Consider the following 17,210-nt stretch of genomic DNA (forward strand, 5'->3'; position numbering starts at 1 on the left):
AAATAAATAATAATTTTCGATAAAATATACAATCGATTGTAAATTTTTGTGCTTTTTATATATATTTGATTATTATAAAGCAATAATATTTCTCTTATTTCTAACTATAAAAATAAATACTAGCCATGATTAAATCCTTAAACACCCTAATTACATTAGTACTCGTTGTAATTTTGAGCGCATGTAAAGAACAAAAAAAAGAAACAGAAACTGTAAAAAAAATGGATCTTACTGAAACCATTACAGAACAGTATAACAAAGCATATCCAGAGGTAAACAAACATATTGAAGATAAAAAGTTTATTCCACGTGCCATAAAAGAAGATTCGATAAAATTTGTTGGCGTATACGACTGGACAAGTGCATTTTACCCAGGTACATTATGGCATTTATATAAAATTACAGGGGATGAAAAATGGAAAGAACGCGCTACCTTATACACAGAAAAATTAGACACCATTCAATACTGGCAAGATAACCACGACGTTGGTTTTATGATTGAATGTAGTTTTGGAAACGGAATAAAGTATGGTAACAAAAATTACGAAGATGTAATTGTACAAGCCGCAAAATCGCTCTCTACTAGATTTAATAAAAATACAGGAGTTATAAAGTCTTGGGAATGGAGTAAAAAATGGGAATATCCAGTTATTATAGATAACATGATGAATTTGGAGTTATTATTTAATGCTACTAAAATTTCTGGCGACTCTACCTATTACAACATTGCAATTACTCATGCTAATACAACAATGAAGAATCATTTTAGAGATAATTTTAGTTCATACCACGTAGTAGATTACAATCCAAAAAATGGTAAAATAATTAAAAAGAACACACATCAAGGAATTAGCGACGATTCTGCATGGGCTCGTGGCCAAGCGTGGGGGCTTTATGGTTTTACAATGTGTTATAAAGAAACTCATAATGAAGCATATTTAAATCAAGCCAAAAACATTGCAGCATTTATAAAGAACAATCCTAATCTCCCGCAGGATAAAATTCCGTATTGGGACTATAATGCTCCTGCAGGGAATAACACTCCTAGAGATGCATCTGCAGCTGCAATTACAGCTTCTGCTCTTTATGATTTAGCTACTTATGTAGATCAAAATGAAGCTAACGAGTATATTTCTTTTGCTGATGAAATTATGACTAGCTTAGCTTCTCCAGCTTATTTAGCTAAAATAGGAACTAATAGCGGGTTTATGTTGATGCATTCTGTTGGAAGTAAACCTCATGGAGAGGAAGTTGATTCTCCTTTAAACTATGCAGATTATTACTTTACAGAAGCATTGATTAGAAAAAACAAATAAGACGGACACTACATACATCTTAAAATAAAAAATAGCCTTTAGGAAAAGCCTAAAGGCTATTTTTATGCTAAAAACTAATCTAAATAAATTCTTAATCAACTACCTCGGGGTTAACCTACAAGGGATTCAAAGGAAACAAATTTAATTCATTTTGACGCGGAGTCCTTCGGTAAACTCAGCACAGGCTCTGGGGAATTATACCCTCTATGAGGGATTAAATTTCTTTCATTCTAAAAATCAAATAATCAATTTCAATACAAACTCTCTAATCAATTTAAAACAAGCTATAAAAATGAACCTCTAAAATAGATTCATGAGAATTTACAATACCGTAATGTTGGCGATTTTCTATTTTGCTAGATTTGCTTCTCATGAAGAAGTCAACTCTCGATAAAATTCCTTTAAAAAATCTTGCTGAACTGATCTCAAAATCAGATAAGGAAGCTTTCAATACTTTGTTTGATCTACTATGGGATCCAATGTATACCTATGCTACTTCTATAATAATGGACACGGCAATTGCAAAAGATTTAGTGCAAGAAGTATGGATTGATTATTGGCAACGAAGAGAATATGTAGAAGTTCAAAATATAAAATCTTATTTATACAAAGCCATTCGTTACCGTTGTTACAACAACCTCAGAAATTCTAAGTTTAATAAAATTCAAATAGAAACTGCTAGTTCTATTACGGTAAATCCTGATGTTGAATTAGATGAAAACGTAATTGCATTAGAAAATAAGATCTATCAATCTATTCAAGCACTTCCAGAGCGATGTCAGGAGATTTTTAGATTAAGTCGCGTTAATTTTATGAGCAATAAAGAAATTGCAAATCAATTAAATATCTCACAACGATCGGTTGAAAATCAAATTTCATTAGCATTGAGTAAACTCCGAAAAGATTTGTCCATTGTTAAGTTTCTGCTGTTTTAAACTCTTCAATTTTAACTAATAGTTAACAGAATATTAGAGAGGTTAAGAAATTATTAACCCTCACTTTTTTACTGTGCGTACATGTGTGTTTTTGGTACTTATAACTGAATACCAACAAAACAATGACAGAAAAAGAGATTAAAACCTTAATGAAGAAGTATCTCAACGGTACTATTTCCGACAAAGAGGAAACTTTACTAGAAGAATTTGATAGTAAGCTCATTCTAAAGAATAAAGACACTTTCCGTAATGAAGAAGATAAACAGCGGATTCGCCATGCTATTAGTAAGAATCCTAAAGGCAAACATAACAATTCTTCTTTTAGCAACTTGGCAAAAGTTGCAGCTTCTATAGTTGTACTTTTTGGTTTAGGATATCTCTTTTTTATGATTGCCCCAATAAATAATGCTAAAGAAATACCCGTAGAAGAAGTGGTACTTCAAACAGAATGGGGACAAAAAATGAATCTTACTCTGCCAGATGGTACTCAAGTTCATTTAAATTCTGGAACTACTATAAAATTTCCAAAAAAATTTAGTGCATACAGCAGAGAGGTCAAACTAGATGGTGAAGCTTTTTTTGAGGTCGCCAAAAATCCTAATAAACCTTTTATTATACAAACAGGAGAAGTAAATACCATGGTTCATGGAACTTCCTTCAATATAAATAATTATGACGATAAAGACCGTGTAGAAGTTACAGTAGCTACCGGAAAAGTAGAAGTAAGTTCCAACGAAGAAAAAGTATTTCTTACTCAAAATGACCAAGCAATATTTGATAGAACTACTAAAAACATTACAAAAGAGCACGTAAATGCAGCCGATTATTTGTATTGGAAAAAAGGGATTATCAATTTTAAAGATGCTCCTTTAGCTGAGGCTTTAGAAGCTTTAGAGCGCTGGTATGGAGTATCATTTATAGTTAAAAATGAAAAAGTGAAACGATGTCATATTACTGCTTCGTTTAATAATGAAATTTTAACCGTCGTTTTAGAAAGTATCATCTATGCAAAAAAAGGATTGCAATTTGAATATATAGAAGATAATAAAATCATGATAAAAGGAAAATGTACAGACTAAATCAACTCCCTAGAGACAAACCCATGAAGTAATCAACTACCTCGAGGCAAGCCTGCGAGGTATTCAAAGGAGAATAAAACCCTCAATGAGGGATTTAAATGAAACAATTATAAATCACTCAACGCATCGTTCTTAGATAAACTCAGAACAAGCTTTGAGAAATTAAACCATCATAAAAGGTTCAAATAAAAATCCATTATCAGCCTATGAAATAAAATCAACAATAAAACACAAAATAAAAAAGGCAGTCTGAGACACTTTGGCGAGCGGAAACAGACTACCTAAAGTTAACAATTACAAATAATAATCATTAAACGTTATGCTAAATTATGAATTCAATAACTATTAAACAATTAATCAAATTGACATTTCAATCATTTTGCTTTCTTATAATTATGTCACTCTTAAATCCTGTGCTAGCTGCAGATGCACGAGGACAAAAACTTGATCATTATAAAGTGGATTTCACTTTAAATAATGCATCAGTTGTAGAAGTTTTGCATCAAATTGAAAAGCAAACAGGCTTTAAGTTTGTGTATGATAGAAAAGTTAATCGTTTGCAAAACATTTACAATGTTTCTTACCACGACAGGTCCCTACGTACTGTTTTGGAGATTATGGCAAAAGAAGAAAACCTAACTTTTAGAAGAATCAATAAAACAATTTCTATCAATGTAAAACAAAAAGTTCCCGTTAGAGTTGTAGAAGTTGATTATAAAACCGTTACAGGATTAATTACCGACGAAAATGGAGTTCCATTGGCTGGAGCTACTGTTCTAGAAAAGGGAACTCTAAATGGTACTACTACAGATTTTGATGGAAATTTTTCATTAGAAGTAGAAGAGGGTGCTATATTAGAAGTTTCTTACATAGGCTACATAACAAAAGAAGTAGCCACAAATGTAAATGAAGATATTACGGTTCAATTAAGTCCAGATGAGACTCAATTAGAAGATGTAGTAGTGGTAGGTTACGGAACTCAGAAAAGAACAGACATTACAGGGTCTATTGGTTCTGTAAATAATGAAGATTTTAACAAAGGGCTGGTTACAAATCCAGGACAGTTATTGCAAGGAAAAGTAGCTGGTGTAAATGTTTCTGTTGTAAGCGGAGAGCCTGGTGCTACACAAGATGTTATTATTCGTGGTGTAGGAAGTTTACGTTCTGGCACTACTCCTCTCTATGTAATAGATGGTTTTGCATTAGATAATTCGGTTACAGGGGTAGCCACCAATCCATTAAACTTTATCAATTCTCAAGACATTGAAAAAATTGATGTTTTAAAAGACGCTTCGGCTACTGCTATTTATGGAGCTAGAGGAGCAAATGGAGTTATTGTAATTACTACAAAAAATGGTAAAGGCAATAAAGGACAAATGGATTTAAGTGTTGCATCTGGCTTTTCAACCCTTACCAACAAAGTGGATGTATTTAGCGCTAATGAATTTCGTGAGCAGGTTGTTGCTGCTGGTGGTAATTTACAAGATGGCGGAGCTAATACCGATTGGCAAGACGAATTAAGCAGAACTGCTTATTCTAAAAACATTAATTTCTCGTTAAGTAATTCCTCCGATAATTTTTCATACCGTGCTTCTTTAGGAGTAAATGACCAAGAAGGGGTTTTAAGAGGAAATGATTTACAACTGTATTCGGGGCGTTTAAATCTTACTCAAAAAGCATTTGATAACAAATTAACAGTAGAGTACAATTTAACGGCAAATAGAATTGAAAATTCAAGAGCAGATGCTCAAGCTATCGTTGGAGATATGTTACAGTTAAATCCTACGTTACCATTGTATACAGACGGAAAGCCAACGCTCTTAGAAAACAGATTAAATCCGTTAACAAGAGAAGAAATTTATAGCGATAAAGCTATAAATAATAGAATTTTGGCAAACATTGCTCCTTCTGTTAAAATAACAAAAGGATTAACCTATAAATTAAGTTTAGGGGTTGACTACTCTTCTACAAATAGAGATGTTCAATATAAACCATATACTTTATTAGAAGATTATGTAAATGGAACTTTAAACTCAATTTACACTTCTAATAAAAATACCTTAATTGAAAATACATTAACGTATAATCTTTTTAAAGAAAAACATAATTTAACGTTTTTAGCGGGGCATACGTATCAAGAAACCTTTGTAGAGCAAAAGAGTTTTGAGTTAGAAGGCTTTTCTGACAATGGTATCGATCCAAAATATCAAGATCAAATTAGCGGAGAAAGCACCCCAACATACATGAATACTTTTGCTGTTAAAAATGAATTACAGTCGTTCTTCGGAAGGGTAAACTACGCATTTGATGATAAGTATTTACTTACAGCAACTATGCGTGCCGATGGTTCTTCTAAATTTGGAGACAACAATAAGTACGGATATTTCCCTTCTGTTGCCGTTGGATGGAATTTAATGAACGAAGAATTTCTAGTAAATTCTACTACTGTTAGCAACCTTAAATTACGTGCTAGTTGGGGTAAAACTGGAAATCAGGAAATCCCTTCTAAAATAACAAAATTAAGTTACACAGACAGTAAAGGAGGGAACGATAGTTACCCAATAAACGGAAATGAAAATTCAATTGAAGATTATCCATATGGTACCATTTTTACAAGATTGGCTAATCCTGACATTCAATGGGAAGTTTCTACACAAACTGATGTTGGATTGGATTTTGGTTTTTTCAATAATAAATTAACAGGAGCCATAGACTACTTTAATAAAGTATCTGAAAATATCTTATTGGAGGTTACTCCTGCAGATCCTGTGCAGCCAACAGATAGATATTGGACTAATATTCCAGATATGGAAATTAAAAACAACGGAATTGAATTCACTATAGATTATAATGGAACTATAGGAAACGATTTTGAATTCAATCTAGGAGGTAATATAGCGTATACCGATAATAAAGTGGAAAACTCTCCATACAAAGTATTAACCACAGGAGCAGCACAAGGTGCAGGTCAAACCGATGCTACCATCAATGGTAATATCAATGGAGAGCCTATTGGTTCTTTTTACATGCAAGAATTTATGGGTATTGGAGCAGATGGATTAAGCATCTTATCAGATGATCGTAGGGTAGTAGGTAGTGCTTTACCAGATATTGTATATGCCTTTTATTTAAACCTAAATTATAAAAACTTTGATTTAGGAATTAATTTCAACGGAGTTTCTGGAAATAAGGTGTACAACCATACTGCTATGTCTTTGTTTGGAAAAGGACTTCTAGCATCTAATTTTAACACTACAGATTTAGCAACGCAATATCCTAATGAAGATACTACCAATTCAAATACAGTATCGACTCGTTATTTAGAAGATGGAGATTTCCTACGTTTAAATAATACTACTATTGGCTACAATTTAAAGCCAGAACTCATAGGAATGGGAGAATGGATTAAGAGCATTAGATTTTCTGTTACTGGTCAAAACTTATTTGTGATTTCCAAGTATAGTGGTTTTGATCCTGAAATTAACTCCAACCTAACATTAGATGGAATTCAAACTTTTGGTATTGATTATTTCAGTTACCCAAAAACAAGAACTCTTTTATTCGGTTTAAATGTATCATTCTAATCAAAAAAAATACTTGAAAATGAAGAATAGAATTATAATAGCACTTTTCGGAATCAGCTTATTTTCAAATATAAGTTGTACCGACCTTAACGAAGAAGTTATAGACGAGTCTTTAGACGGAAGCGGACAAGCAGAAGCTGTAAGTGGTGCAATAGCACCTGCTTATGGACAAATAGCATGGACTTGGAGGCATACAAATTATTACGGACTACAATTAATTCCTTCTGATGAAGCTATATTGCCATATCGAGGCGGAACAGATTGGTATGACAACGGTAAATTTTTAGATGCGCATACGCATGATATTTCCCCAAGTAATGATTTAGTAGGAAGTTCTTGGAATGAAGTTACCAAAAATATCTCTAGAACCCTTTCGGCAATTGAAGTTTTAAAACCTTTAGCAGAAGCTGGAGATGCAGAAGCCGAAGGAGCCTTGCATGAAATGATTGCGCTTCGAGCTTATTTAAACATGTTAACATTAGATAGCTGGGGAATTGCTTTCAAAAAAGAAACTTCAGAAGAACTTTCTGAAATTTTACGAGGACAAGAAGCTATAAACTATATCGAAAGTGAATTAATTTCAGTAGTAGACATTATTAATACAAATAAAGCGCCTGGGAGAATGTCTCAAGCCGCTGTTTGGGGACTTTTAGCTAGGTTATATCTTAATGCTGCGGTGTATAGAGATCCTTACGGAACTCCACAATTTTCGCAAGAAGATATGAAAATGGTTGTTCAGTATACAGATAATATTATTAACTCTGGAAAATTCTCTTTTTCACCAGAATATTTTGATTTATTTAATGATGACAATCATGATAACCCTGAACTAATATTTGCATTAGATCAACGTGGTGTTTTAAACAATGAACATAGCCGTTGGGCATATTGGTCGCTTGCAGGATCTTGGTTTCCTAGACCAGAGCATCCAAGTGCCGATGGTACAGATGGTCCAGCAATTACCTCAGATTTTTACCAAACTTGGGTAGATGCCTACGGAAATGTAGATCCAGCAGAGGCAGATGCTAGGTTTTATAAGAAAAATCAAGATATTCCTGTAGCACTTCAAGATTTAACTGGCTTATCTCCTTTAAATGATGAAGCTCATTATTATTGTATGGCAGCCGAAGATTTTGAAATCGATAGAGGAATTATTCGTGGCGTAATTTGGGGACCAAGAAAAGATGATAATGGGTCTTTTTATACGTGTGATGGAGGTTACAGAATTTATCCAGTTAAACAAACAAAAGGAAATGGACCAGATAAGGATGTTGCCTATGTAAACCATACCTTAAAAGTTGATTTTTCCAACCAAGGGCGTTTGCATGCAGCAGGATATAGAGCCTCAAAATATCAGTTTAGTCACACGTCTCCAAACGGAAACAATTACAGTAGTGTAGACCTTGTTTTAATGCGTTATGCGGAGATATATTTAATGAGAGCAGAAGCAAAATTAAGATTAGGAGATAATGCAGGGGCTTTGGCAGATGTAAACAAGGTAAGAACCTCTAGAACGGCACGTGCACCTATTCCAGCAGCTCTAGCAGCTATAGATTTGGAATCGTTATATAGAGAGCGTGGATTTGAATTATACTGGGAAGGCTTTAGACGTGGAGACCAAATTCGTTTTGGTCATTATGAAGATGCTTGGACAGAAAAAACAAGTAGCGATGTTCACCACCGTCTCTTTCCTATCCCGCAAGATGCTATTGATGGAGCTTCCAATATTTCTGGATACATAGAGCAAAATGCAGGATACTAAAAATAATAAATCAACTACCTCAGGGCAAGTTCAAGAGGTATTCAAAAGAAAATAATTTAATCCATTTGGATGTAGAGCCCTTCGGTAAACTTAGGGCAGGCTCTGGGGAATTAATCTATTTAATGAGAGCAACAAGTTGTATTAATAGCTTGTTGTTCTCATTCATTTTAAATCAATTAAAAAATATGAAATTTTCAATTCAAACAATAGTACTTCTACTAGTGTCTTTAAACACTATTGGTTGTGCAACAAAAGAAAATAAAAAAGAAGTTGAAAAAGAAAAAGTAGGTAACGAAATAGCTCAAACTCCTAATATCATACTAATGGTAGGCGATGGAATGGGGATTTCTCAAATATCTACAGCTTTTTACTTTGGTGAAAGTACTCCTAATTTTGAACAATTTTCGGAAATCGGCTTAATGAAGACTTCAAGTACAAGTCATACTATTACAGATTCTGCCGCTGGAGCTACTGCATTTGCAACAGGAGAACGCACCTACAATAGAGCTATTGGAGTTTCTAAAGATACTGTTGCTGTTCCTACAATTTTGGAACAATTAAAAGAGGAAAACTATCAAACTGGCTTAATTAGCTTAACATCTATTACCCATGCTACTCCAGCTAGCTTTTATGCGCATGTAAAAGATCGAGATATGCATGAGGAAATAGCAGAACAAATGACCAAAGGGAAGGTTGATTTTTTTGCTGGTGGAGGATTGGATTTTTTCACCAAACGAAAAGATGGAAAAAATTTGTATCAAGAAATGCAGCAAAATGGTTTTCAGATGGATTCTGTAAACCTAATCTCTTTTAATGCTGATAAAAAAAATGGATATCTGTTAGCTGCCGATGCTTTCCCATCTAAAACGCAAGGAAGAGAAGGTTTTCTTCAAGAAGCTACAAAATTATCTTTGGATTATTTTGACGCTAAAAAACAACCATTTTTTTTAATGGTAGAAGGTTCTTTTATAGACTGGGGAGGTCATGCTAAAGATGCTGATATGATGGTTCAAGAAGTATTGGATTTTGACAAAACATTGGGGATTGTATTAAACTATATAAAAGAAAATCCAAATACGTTATTAGTGGTAACAGCCGACCATGAAACTGGTGGAGCTAGTGTAGGAAAATATTATGATGTAGGTGCTAATGGAAAAAAAGTAGAAAATCCAGAAAAGGTAGCAGTTTCCTTTAATACCGATCAACATACGGGACAATTAATTCCAGTTTTTGCTAAAGGCATTGGAGCAGAAAATTTTCAAGGAATTTATCAGAATAATGAAATTTATCATAAAATGTTTCAAGCAATAAATAAAAAGAAATAGCTATGAATAAAATGATAAGATTAACAATTATCTGCCTATTATTTCACTTTTCCTTAAATGCTCAGGAGCAATATCTAGTACATTCTCATAACGATTACAAACAAGAACTTCCCTTTTGGTATGCATACAGTAATGGAGCTACCTCCATTGAAGTTGATGTTTTTCTGAAAGATCAAACGCTTTTTGTAACTCATAGCGAAGATGAAATTTCGGAAAGTGCAACGCTTGAGTCGGTCTATTTAGATAGATTAAATGCTTTGTTACTATCGGGAGAATTAAGAGAATTACAGCTACTTATAGATTTTAAATCGGAGGCTTATACAACCATCAATAAATTAGTTGACGTACTCAAGGAGTATCCAGCCCTTTTAAAATCTAATAAAATTCGTTTTGTTATTTCGGGCAACAAACCAAAGTCAGAGGACTACATTAAGTACCCTGATTATATAATGTTTGACCATCAAAACTTAAATAATTTAGAAGAAATAGATTTAAGTAAAGTAGCCTTAATAAGCGCTAATTATAAAGATTATTCGGTATGGAATGGTTATGGAAGAATGGTTGCTTCGGAAGCAAAACAGGTAAAAAACGTTATTGAAAAAGCACATAATATCTCTAAACCGATTCGTTTTTGGGCTACGCCTGATACCAAAACAGCTTGGTTGCGGTTATCTAATCTTGGGGTAAATTATATCAATACAGATAAACCTGCACTTGCTAATCAATATTTAAAAGCTATTGAAAAGAATACATACCATTTAGCTAACAAAGTTAAAACCTATCAGCCTAAGTATGATTATGATGAAGATGCACAACCTCAAAACATCATTTTAATGATAGGAGATGGAAACGGACTTGCGCAAATATCGGCAACTATGATTGCCAATCGTGGGGAGCTTACAGTTACTAAAATTAAAAACATAGGTTTGGTAAAAACAGCTTCAGAAGATAACTTAATAACCGATTCTGCTGCAGGTGCAACAGCTATGGCTACAGGGGTTAAAACTAATAATCGTGCTATAGGAGTAGATTCAGAAGGAAAAAAACTGAATAATTTAATAAACATTACCAAGGCTTCTAATTTTAATACCGCTATAGTTTCTACAGATGCTATTTATGGAGCTACCCCCTCATCTTTCTTTGCGCATCGAACAGAAAGAGACGACACCAAAGGGCTTGTTACTGATTTAAAAGGTAGTAAACTAGATTTTTTTATAGCTGGAGGAAGAAATCAGGAAAAAAATATAGAGAAGGAATTTAAAACTGAAAGGTTGGAGACTTTTTCAGATTTCGATGGACAAACAGCTATTTATATAGGAGAGGAAAAAGCGCCTACAATGAGTAAAGGAAGAGAGAATACTTTTCCTACAGCGCTAAAAAAGGCACTAAAAGTATTGGATAGCAAAGAAAAACCATTTTTTTTAATGGCTGAAGGAGCTCAGATTGATAATGGAGGACACTCCAATAACATCAAAGGAATTATAGAAGAAATGCTTGATTTTGATCAGGCAATAGCAGAAGCATTACGATTTGCAGATGCTAATAAAAACACATTAGTATTAATTACTGCGGATCATGAAACTTCTGGGTTAGGAATTGTTGGAGGTAATATAGAAGGTACGGTGCAAGCAGATTTTCTAACTGTAGACCATACTGGAATTATGGTTCCTTTGTTTGCTTATGGTCCACAAGCAGATAAGTTTACAGGTATTTATGAAAACACCATGATTTTTAAAAAAATATTGGAGGTTTTAGCCATTAAAACATTAATGTCCGAATAAACATGCAATTTATTGTTTAAGCAAACGAAGAAAAAAAACTAAAATAGAGAAATGATATCGCTTTTAAAGCTAGAAGGAGTTATATTAAATTTCATAAAAACATAGAGTCTTAAAAGGATTTAGAAGATTGATTGTCAGAAAAATATTCAATATTTTTCTGACAAATAAAAAAGCGAATGATGATTAATCATTCGCTTTTTTTAAGCTAACTGCACAATAAACTTCTAACAAAAAATAATCAATAAATTAGTACCTATATTCCTCTTTCATCCAATCAAAAGGTTTTCTTGCAATCCATTGCCCTCTTGTAAAATCTGGAAAATCTTGAGGCTCTCCATTATTTGCAATAGAAGCCTCAGAAAGTGGTGTAATAGCACTCCAAGCAGCTGCATCATACGCATCCATTGGCGGCGCAATATTATCTATTGCAGATTCCACAAAAGCTTTCATTACAAAATAATCCATTCCGCCATGTCCTGCTCCTGTTGCTATTTTACCATATTTTTTCCAGATTGGATGGTCGTATTTCTCTAACCATGCATCTGCCTCATCCCATTTATGCGGCTCAGATTTCCCTTCTATATAAATTCTATTTCCATCTACTTCCCACAAACCATTTACACCTTGCACTCTAAACCCTAAAGAATAAGGTCTTGGAGAATTAGTATCGTGAGTTATTATAATTGTCTCTCCATTAGCAGTTTCTACTGTTGAAGTAATAATATCTCCTTGCTTAAATTTTACACTAGCATTAGGATGATCTGCGCCTCCTTCATTAACTATATATCTATTTAAACCTCTTGCTTTGGTTGCATGAGAAGTTAAAGAAACAAATCTATTCCCTCTATTAATATCTGTCATTGCAGCAATAGGTCCAACACCATGTGTTGGATAGGTATCTCCATTTCTGGAAACCGAATGTTGTGTTCTCCATTTTGCTTCAGAAAGAGCCTTCTCTCCAAACTCTACACCGCCACCATATGGTTGCTTTCCGTTATTAAATTTTACAGCTCTTAAATCATGTTGATAGCCGCATCTAAAATGTAAAAGCTCTCCAAAAACATTCTGTTTTACCATATTTAATACCGCCAAAACATCCCGACGGTAATTTACATTTTCAAGAATCATTAAGTGAGAGCCTGTTTCTTCTGAAGTATTAACTAAATCCCAACATTCTTCAATGGTTTGCGCCGCAGAGACTTCAAGTCCTGTATACTTACCAGCTTTCATAGAATCTACCGCCATTTTAGTATGCCAAAGCCAAGGCGTAGCAATTATTACAGCATCTATGCTCTCCAATTGAAGCATATTACGATAATCGTAATCATCTTTTCCAAACACTTGTGGTTTCTTCTGTCCAGCTTCAGTAATTTTTTTTGTTGCAATATCTATTCTATTTGGATCTACATCACAAATAGCAACCACTTCAACATCGTCTCTTAATAATGCATTATTTAAATGATTAGTCCCTCGAAGTCCAACCCCGATAAATGCTAATTTTAATTTTTCGTTTTTGCTAGAAGCGTATCCAAAAGATAGGTTTGGAGCAAGAGAAATACCTGCGCCTACAACAGCTGATTTTCTTATAAAATCTCTTCTTGAATTCATAATTTAGGTTTTTTATAATATCACTTTACTTTTTTGAAGAACTTAATGCTTTTTTATTAAAATGAAGCTATAAGTAAATAATTTATTTTCATTTTGCTTCGACAATATAGAAAATTACTTTCTAAGATGAAAATAAAAAATAAATTTTAAGATTTTAATTAAAAATATTCAGCAACAAAAAACATTTATTCTATACCCTAGAGCCTATTATAACTTTCTATTATATTTTAACCGATGTTTTATTGATTACTAATGCTGTTAATAAATGTTCTTCTGTTTTATCTTCTTTTTCAAAATACAAAATCACCTTATGTACTCCTTCTTTAAAAGTCTTTAATTGAAACGTATTAGAATTTGGTTTATAGGCATATATCAATTCATCTGCATCATACAACTTTACTAACGGAATCTCTTTCTCAGATTCTACAATTAACTCTGGCAACAAATACTCGTTTTCTTTAGCATAGCAGTCGTATTGATTAATTGTTATTGGCCATCCTGGATATTGTTCTTCTCTATTTACTCTAACGTCAACAAATCTTGGCCAACATTCCGTTTTAATACTTCGCTCTTTTTTATTAAAAGTTACCATTCCATAACCAGTAGCTCTATTGTATAAAACTGCTGGTTTTAAATCTGTTTGATATGGATTTCCAGCTCCTAGCACGGACATTTTATTCCCAAAACCATCAATATGATTTCCTAAAAAAGCTGGCTTCTTATAGGTATGGTCTTTAACATTTTCTATTGGCGGCCAAAATCTTCTTGGCCAAATATTATTTAATGCAGGCCCTGCAAACGCATAACCACTGTCTCCAAATTCTTCCAATCCATATTTAACAAAACTCGCCATATGTTGATCTCCAGCAATATGAAAAGCAAAAGCTTTTCTAATAATGCGTACCGCTTTATCTCTTTTATTAGCTGGCCACCCATTAGAATCCATATCTGCAGTCATTGCATCTCCTAAAATATATTCTTCTTTTTGCGGAATTTTAAGCTCAGGAACAACAGCATCTGTTCTCGCTTCTTTCGGAAGTGTTGCTACAGTAGCCAAATTGGTTTGAGATAAAACTACTTTTATTTGCGTATCATCATTCCAATCTTGCACCCATTCTTCAAGAAAATCCTCTTGACGTTTCCCTAAAAGTTCAGCATCCAAATCTTTATACTTTTTGATATCAAAATTCTCATTCTGAATCCATCCATTCCAAATGTCAGCCTCTTTTGGCACAACATGCATGGGAGCCGATTTAAACTTTCTATCTTCTAAAATTGCAAAACTTAATCCTGCATATTTCCATTGGGTATAATACACGCCTATTCCTTGTTTTACAGAGCGGGCATCATAAGGGTCTGGTAAATGACTAGTTTGAGTAAATTGAATCATATTGATCCATTCTGGAGACATTTTATACCCTCCTGAATCTTGAGAAGATGCTCCAAAACCTTTAGAAGTATCTGCTACAGCACCTCCTTCTCCCCATACATTTCCATGATATACATCATGATCATCTGGAATTATAGCACAAGGTTTATGTCTAAAAAGTTCTCGATAAGACCACCCAAATAGTAGCCATTTCCGAAGATATTCAATACATAAATCATCAAAGTCTCCTTCATACATAACTCCATATCCTCCTGTGGCTTCATAGAATTGATCTCCTAAGAACAAGATAATATCTGGATCTAAATAAGAAACATTATTACATACATCCTGATCTGGAAAGCCATAATGAAAATTACAACTAAACACTCCTGCCTTAACTTCGTTTTTATCAAGAGGCTCTTTAGCTATAGTACCATCATAAAAATACTGATGAACTTGATTTCTAAGAGGTAACTCTACCAAAACTCTATATGGAATATCTTGCGTTTCCTTCCAATGTTCAATTATAAAATTATTAGCTCGTCCTGGGTTTGAGTTTGTTTGCGTCTCTACAGTTTGCCATTCCCCATCTCGCTTAAACTGCAATATTACTTTATGATTAGGGATCTTTTCAAAAGGAGTTAATTGAGTTGTCAACTTCAATTTTTCTTTATGCAAAGTATACTGAGCAAAGCATATAGGACCATACAATTGCTCTTCACTATAGTTTAACCCTGTAGAAGTTACTTTCCAATTAGAAAAGGAAGCGGTTTTATTTTTAACTGCTTTTTTATGTTGCGTGTGAACTACTAAAGAAAAATTTCCATTAACTTTTTCAGCTTCTACCATACTTTCTACGGAAGCGATTTCTATAGAGGAGCTATCTATAGCGCTTACATTTAGCTTATAATAGCCATTTTTGTAGGTTGCTTTGAGCTTTAATTTCAAACTATCTGGAATTTGAAGCAAATTTGTCTTAAAAACTTCCTCTCCAATAATAAAATCCCCGCCTCCTGTTAGTCCAACTGGCAGTCCTTTCCCAAATACTGAAGCAGATCTATAATCGTTGAACTGCCCTCTTACTCCAATTTTAAATCCAATAAAAGCTTTTGTATTTCCTTTTATCTCAGAAGACAATACATTAATCTCTACTTCTTGCTCAAAATTATCTGTATTATCTCCCTTCTGGATAGTTAATAAATTTAAATTCCTATCCGTTCCAGAAACTATACATACTGCCCTTCCATTTTCAATAACCCAATCCTGCATCCGGTTTGCCCAGTATTCTGGACCTACCCACTTCATATCAAACCAATTATTCCAATTACTTTTAAAATTGACTTCTTTTATTCCGCCAAAAAAATTCAAAACATTACTATTTAATGGTCTAGTCATTCCAATAGCAGGTAAAATAGCTCCTAATGAAAATGTTTTAAGATAGTTCCTTCTATTCATAATTAATATTAACTTCTTGAAGCTACTAATATAAAACAATCCTTAAAAAATAGCATATCAACAAAAAATATATTTCGAATTATTTCTTTTTAAATTCACTTACTTCATGAATCGAAAATATTAATTTACTTTTTCATTAACTTTTATTTCTTTTTTATGTAGAATTTATTGTTTATTTTTATTTTTGATAAAGTCATTAATACCATTACAGTGAAAAAAACAGCAGTTAGAAGATCCTTAATTCTAAAGGAATTAGATGAGTACGGTCAAGTAAGCGTAAACGACCTAAGCAAAGCTTTAGGTGTAAGTGAAGTTACTATTAGAAACGATCTCGATAGATTAGAAAAAAACAAACTTCTTATCCGTGCACATGGAGGAGCTTTTAAAACAAGTAATATTGCTTTAACCGTTAGTGAAAAAAAGAAAATTAATCTTGATGTAAAAAGGTTGATTGGAAAAAAAGCAGTAAGCCTTATTGGAGATGATGAAAGTATAATTCTAGATTCTGGAACTACCACATTTGAAATCTCCAACAACCTTGCAGAAATTCAAAACTTAACTGTAATTAGTAACGCACTAGACATTGTAAATAATCTTTCGCAATATAAAAACTTACAAGTTTTTATGCCAGGGGGGTATTTAAAAGAGTTTTCCATGTCGTTGGTGGGACCAATGGCAGAAAGAAACTTAAAGCAACTGTATTGTAATAAGCTTTTTCTAGGGGTTGACGGAATCAAACCAAACTTAGGTGTTTTTACACATCATGTGGAAGAAGCGTACCTCAACCAATTAATGATTGAAATTTCTGATGAAGTTATTGTTGTGGCAGATTCCTCTAAATTTAAAAGAAGCGGACTTGCATTTATTTCTAATTTTGATAAAATCGATAAAATTATAACCGACTCCAATATTGACGAAAGTCATATTAAAGAACTTGAAAACCATAATGTAGAAGTCATTCTTGCAGATAAATAAAAAATATTTAAGCAAATCCTC

10 protein-coding genes are annotated in these 17,210 nt (G+C 33.3%); 8 read left to right on the forward strand and 2 right to left on the reverse strand.

Annotated features, from left to right (window positions below):
• The first annotated feature begins 125 nt into the window (after window positions 1-125).
• The 7 genes from JOOMADRAFT_RS10415 (at window position 126) to JOOMADRAFT_RS10445 (ending at window position 11,782) form a co-directional block, all read left to right on the forward strand.
• Window positions 126-1,316 carry a glycoside hydrolase family 88 protein gene (locus JOOMADRAFT_RS10415; protein WP_008613153.1) on the forward strand — a complete coding sequence of 397 codons (1,191 nt, stop codon included), beginning with the start codon at window positions 126-128 and terminating at the stop codon, window positions 1,314-1,316.
• A gap of 371 nt (window positions 1,317-1,687) precedes the next feature.
• Window positions 1,688-2,251 carry an RNA polymerase sigma-70 factor gene (locus JOOMADRAFT_RS10420; RefSeq protein ID WP_008613154.1) on the forward strand — a complete coding sequence of 188 codons (564 nt, stop codon included), beginning with the start codon at window positions 1,688-1,690 and terminating at the stop codon, window positions 2,249-2,251.
• A gap of 122 nt (window positions 2,252-2,373) precedes the next feature.
• The gene (locus JOOMADRAFT_RS10425) at window positions 2,374-3,330 is read left to right on the forward strand and encodes a FecR family protein (protein WP_008613155.1); all 957 of its coding nucleotides are present in this window, start codon (window positions 2,374-2,376) and stop codon (window positions 3,328-3,330) included.
• A gap of 395 nt (window positions 3,331-3,725) precedes the next feature.
• On the forward strand, window positions 3,726-6,914 hold the full coding sequence (locus tag JOOMADRAFT_RS10430; protein WP_169313489.1) for a SusC/RagA family TonB-linked outer membrane protein: 3,189 nt from the start codon (window positions 3,726-3,728) through the stop codon (window positions 6,912-6,914).
• A 19-nt stretch (window positions 6,915-6,933) separates the two neighbouring features.
• A complete protein-coding gene (locus JOOMADRAFT_RS10435; protein ID WP_008613157.1) occupies window positions 6,934-8,676 on the forward strand; it encodes a RagB/SusD family nutrient uptake outer membrane protein in 1,743 nt (580 codons plus the stop codon).
• 185 nt (window positions 8,677-8,861) lie between these two features.
• Entirely contained in the window at window positions 8,862-10,001 is a 1,140-nt protein-coding gene (locus tag JOOMADRAFT_RS10440; protein WP_040879676.1) for an alkaline phosphatase, read from the forward strand.
• Between the two features lie 2 nt (window positions 10,002-10,003).
• The gene (locus JOOMADRAFT_RS10445; RefSeq protein ID WP_008613159.1) at window positions 10,004-11,782 is read left to right on the forward strand and encodes an alkaline phosphatase; all 1,779 of its coding nucleotides are present in this window, start codon (window positions 10,004-10,006) and stop codon (window positions 11,780-11,782) included.
• Between the two features lie 246 nt (window positions 11,783-12,028).
• Here the strand turns inward: JOOMADRAFT_RS10445 and JOOMADRAFT_RS10450 are convergent, their stop codons facing one another.
• Together JOOMADRAFT_RS10450 and JOOMADRAFT_RS10455 are read right to left on the reverse strand one after the other, a co-directional pair.
• The gene (locus tag JOOMADRAFT_RS10450) at window positions 12,029-13,390 is read right to left on the reverse strand and encodes a Gfo/Idh/MocA family protein (RefSeq protein WP_008613161.1); all 1,362 of its coding nucleotides are present in this window, start codon (window positions 13,388-13,390) and stop codon (window positions 12,029-12,031) included.
• Between the two features lie 220 nt (window positions 13,391-13,610).
• The gene (locus tag JOOMADRAFT_RS10455) at window positions 13,611-16,214 is read right to left on the reverse strand and encodes an alkaline phosphatase D family protein (RefSeq protein ID WP_008613166.1); all 2,604 of its coding nucleotides are present in this window, start codon (window positions 16,212-16,214) and stop codon (window positions 13,611-13,613) included.
• 210 nt (window positions 16,215-16,424) lie between these two features.
• Here JOOMADRAFT_RS10455 and agaR point away from each other — a divergent pair, with 210 nt between their 5' ends.
• Entirely contained in the window at window positions 16,425-17,189 is a 765-nt protein-coding gene (gene agaR, locus JOOMADRAFT_RS10460; RefSeq protein WP_008613187.1) for a transcriptional repressor AgaR, read from the forward strand.
• The last annotated feature ends 21 nt before the right edge of the window (window positions 17,190-17,210 follow it).

Source organism: Galbibacter orientalis DSM 19592 (assembly GCF_000260115.1).
Lineage (GTDB): Bacteria > Bacteroidota > Bacteroidia > Flavobacteriales > Flavobacteriaceae > Galbibacter > Galbibacter orientalis.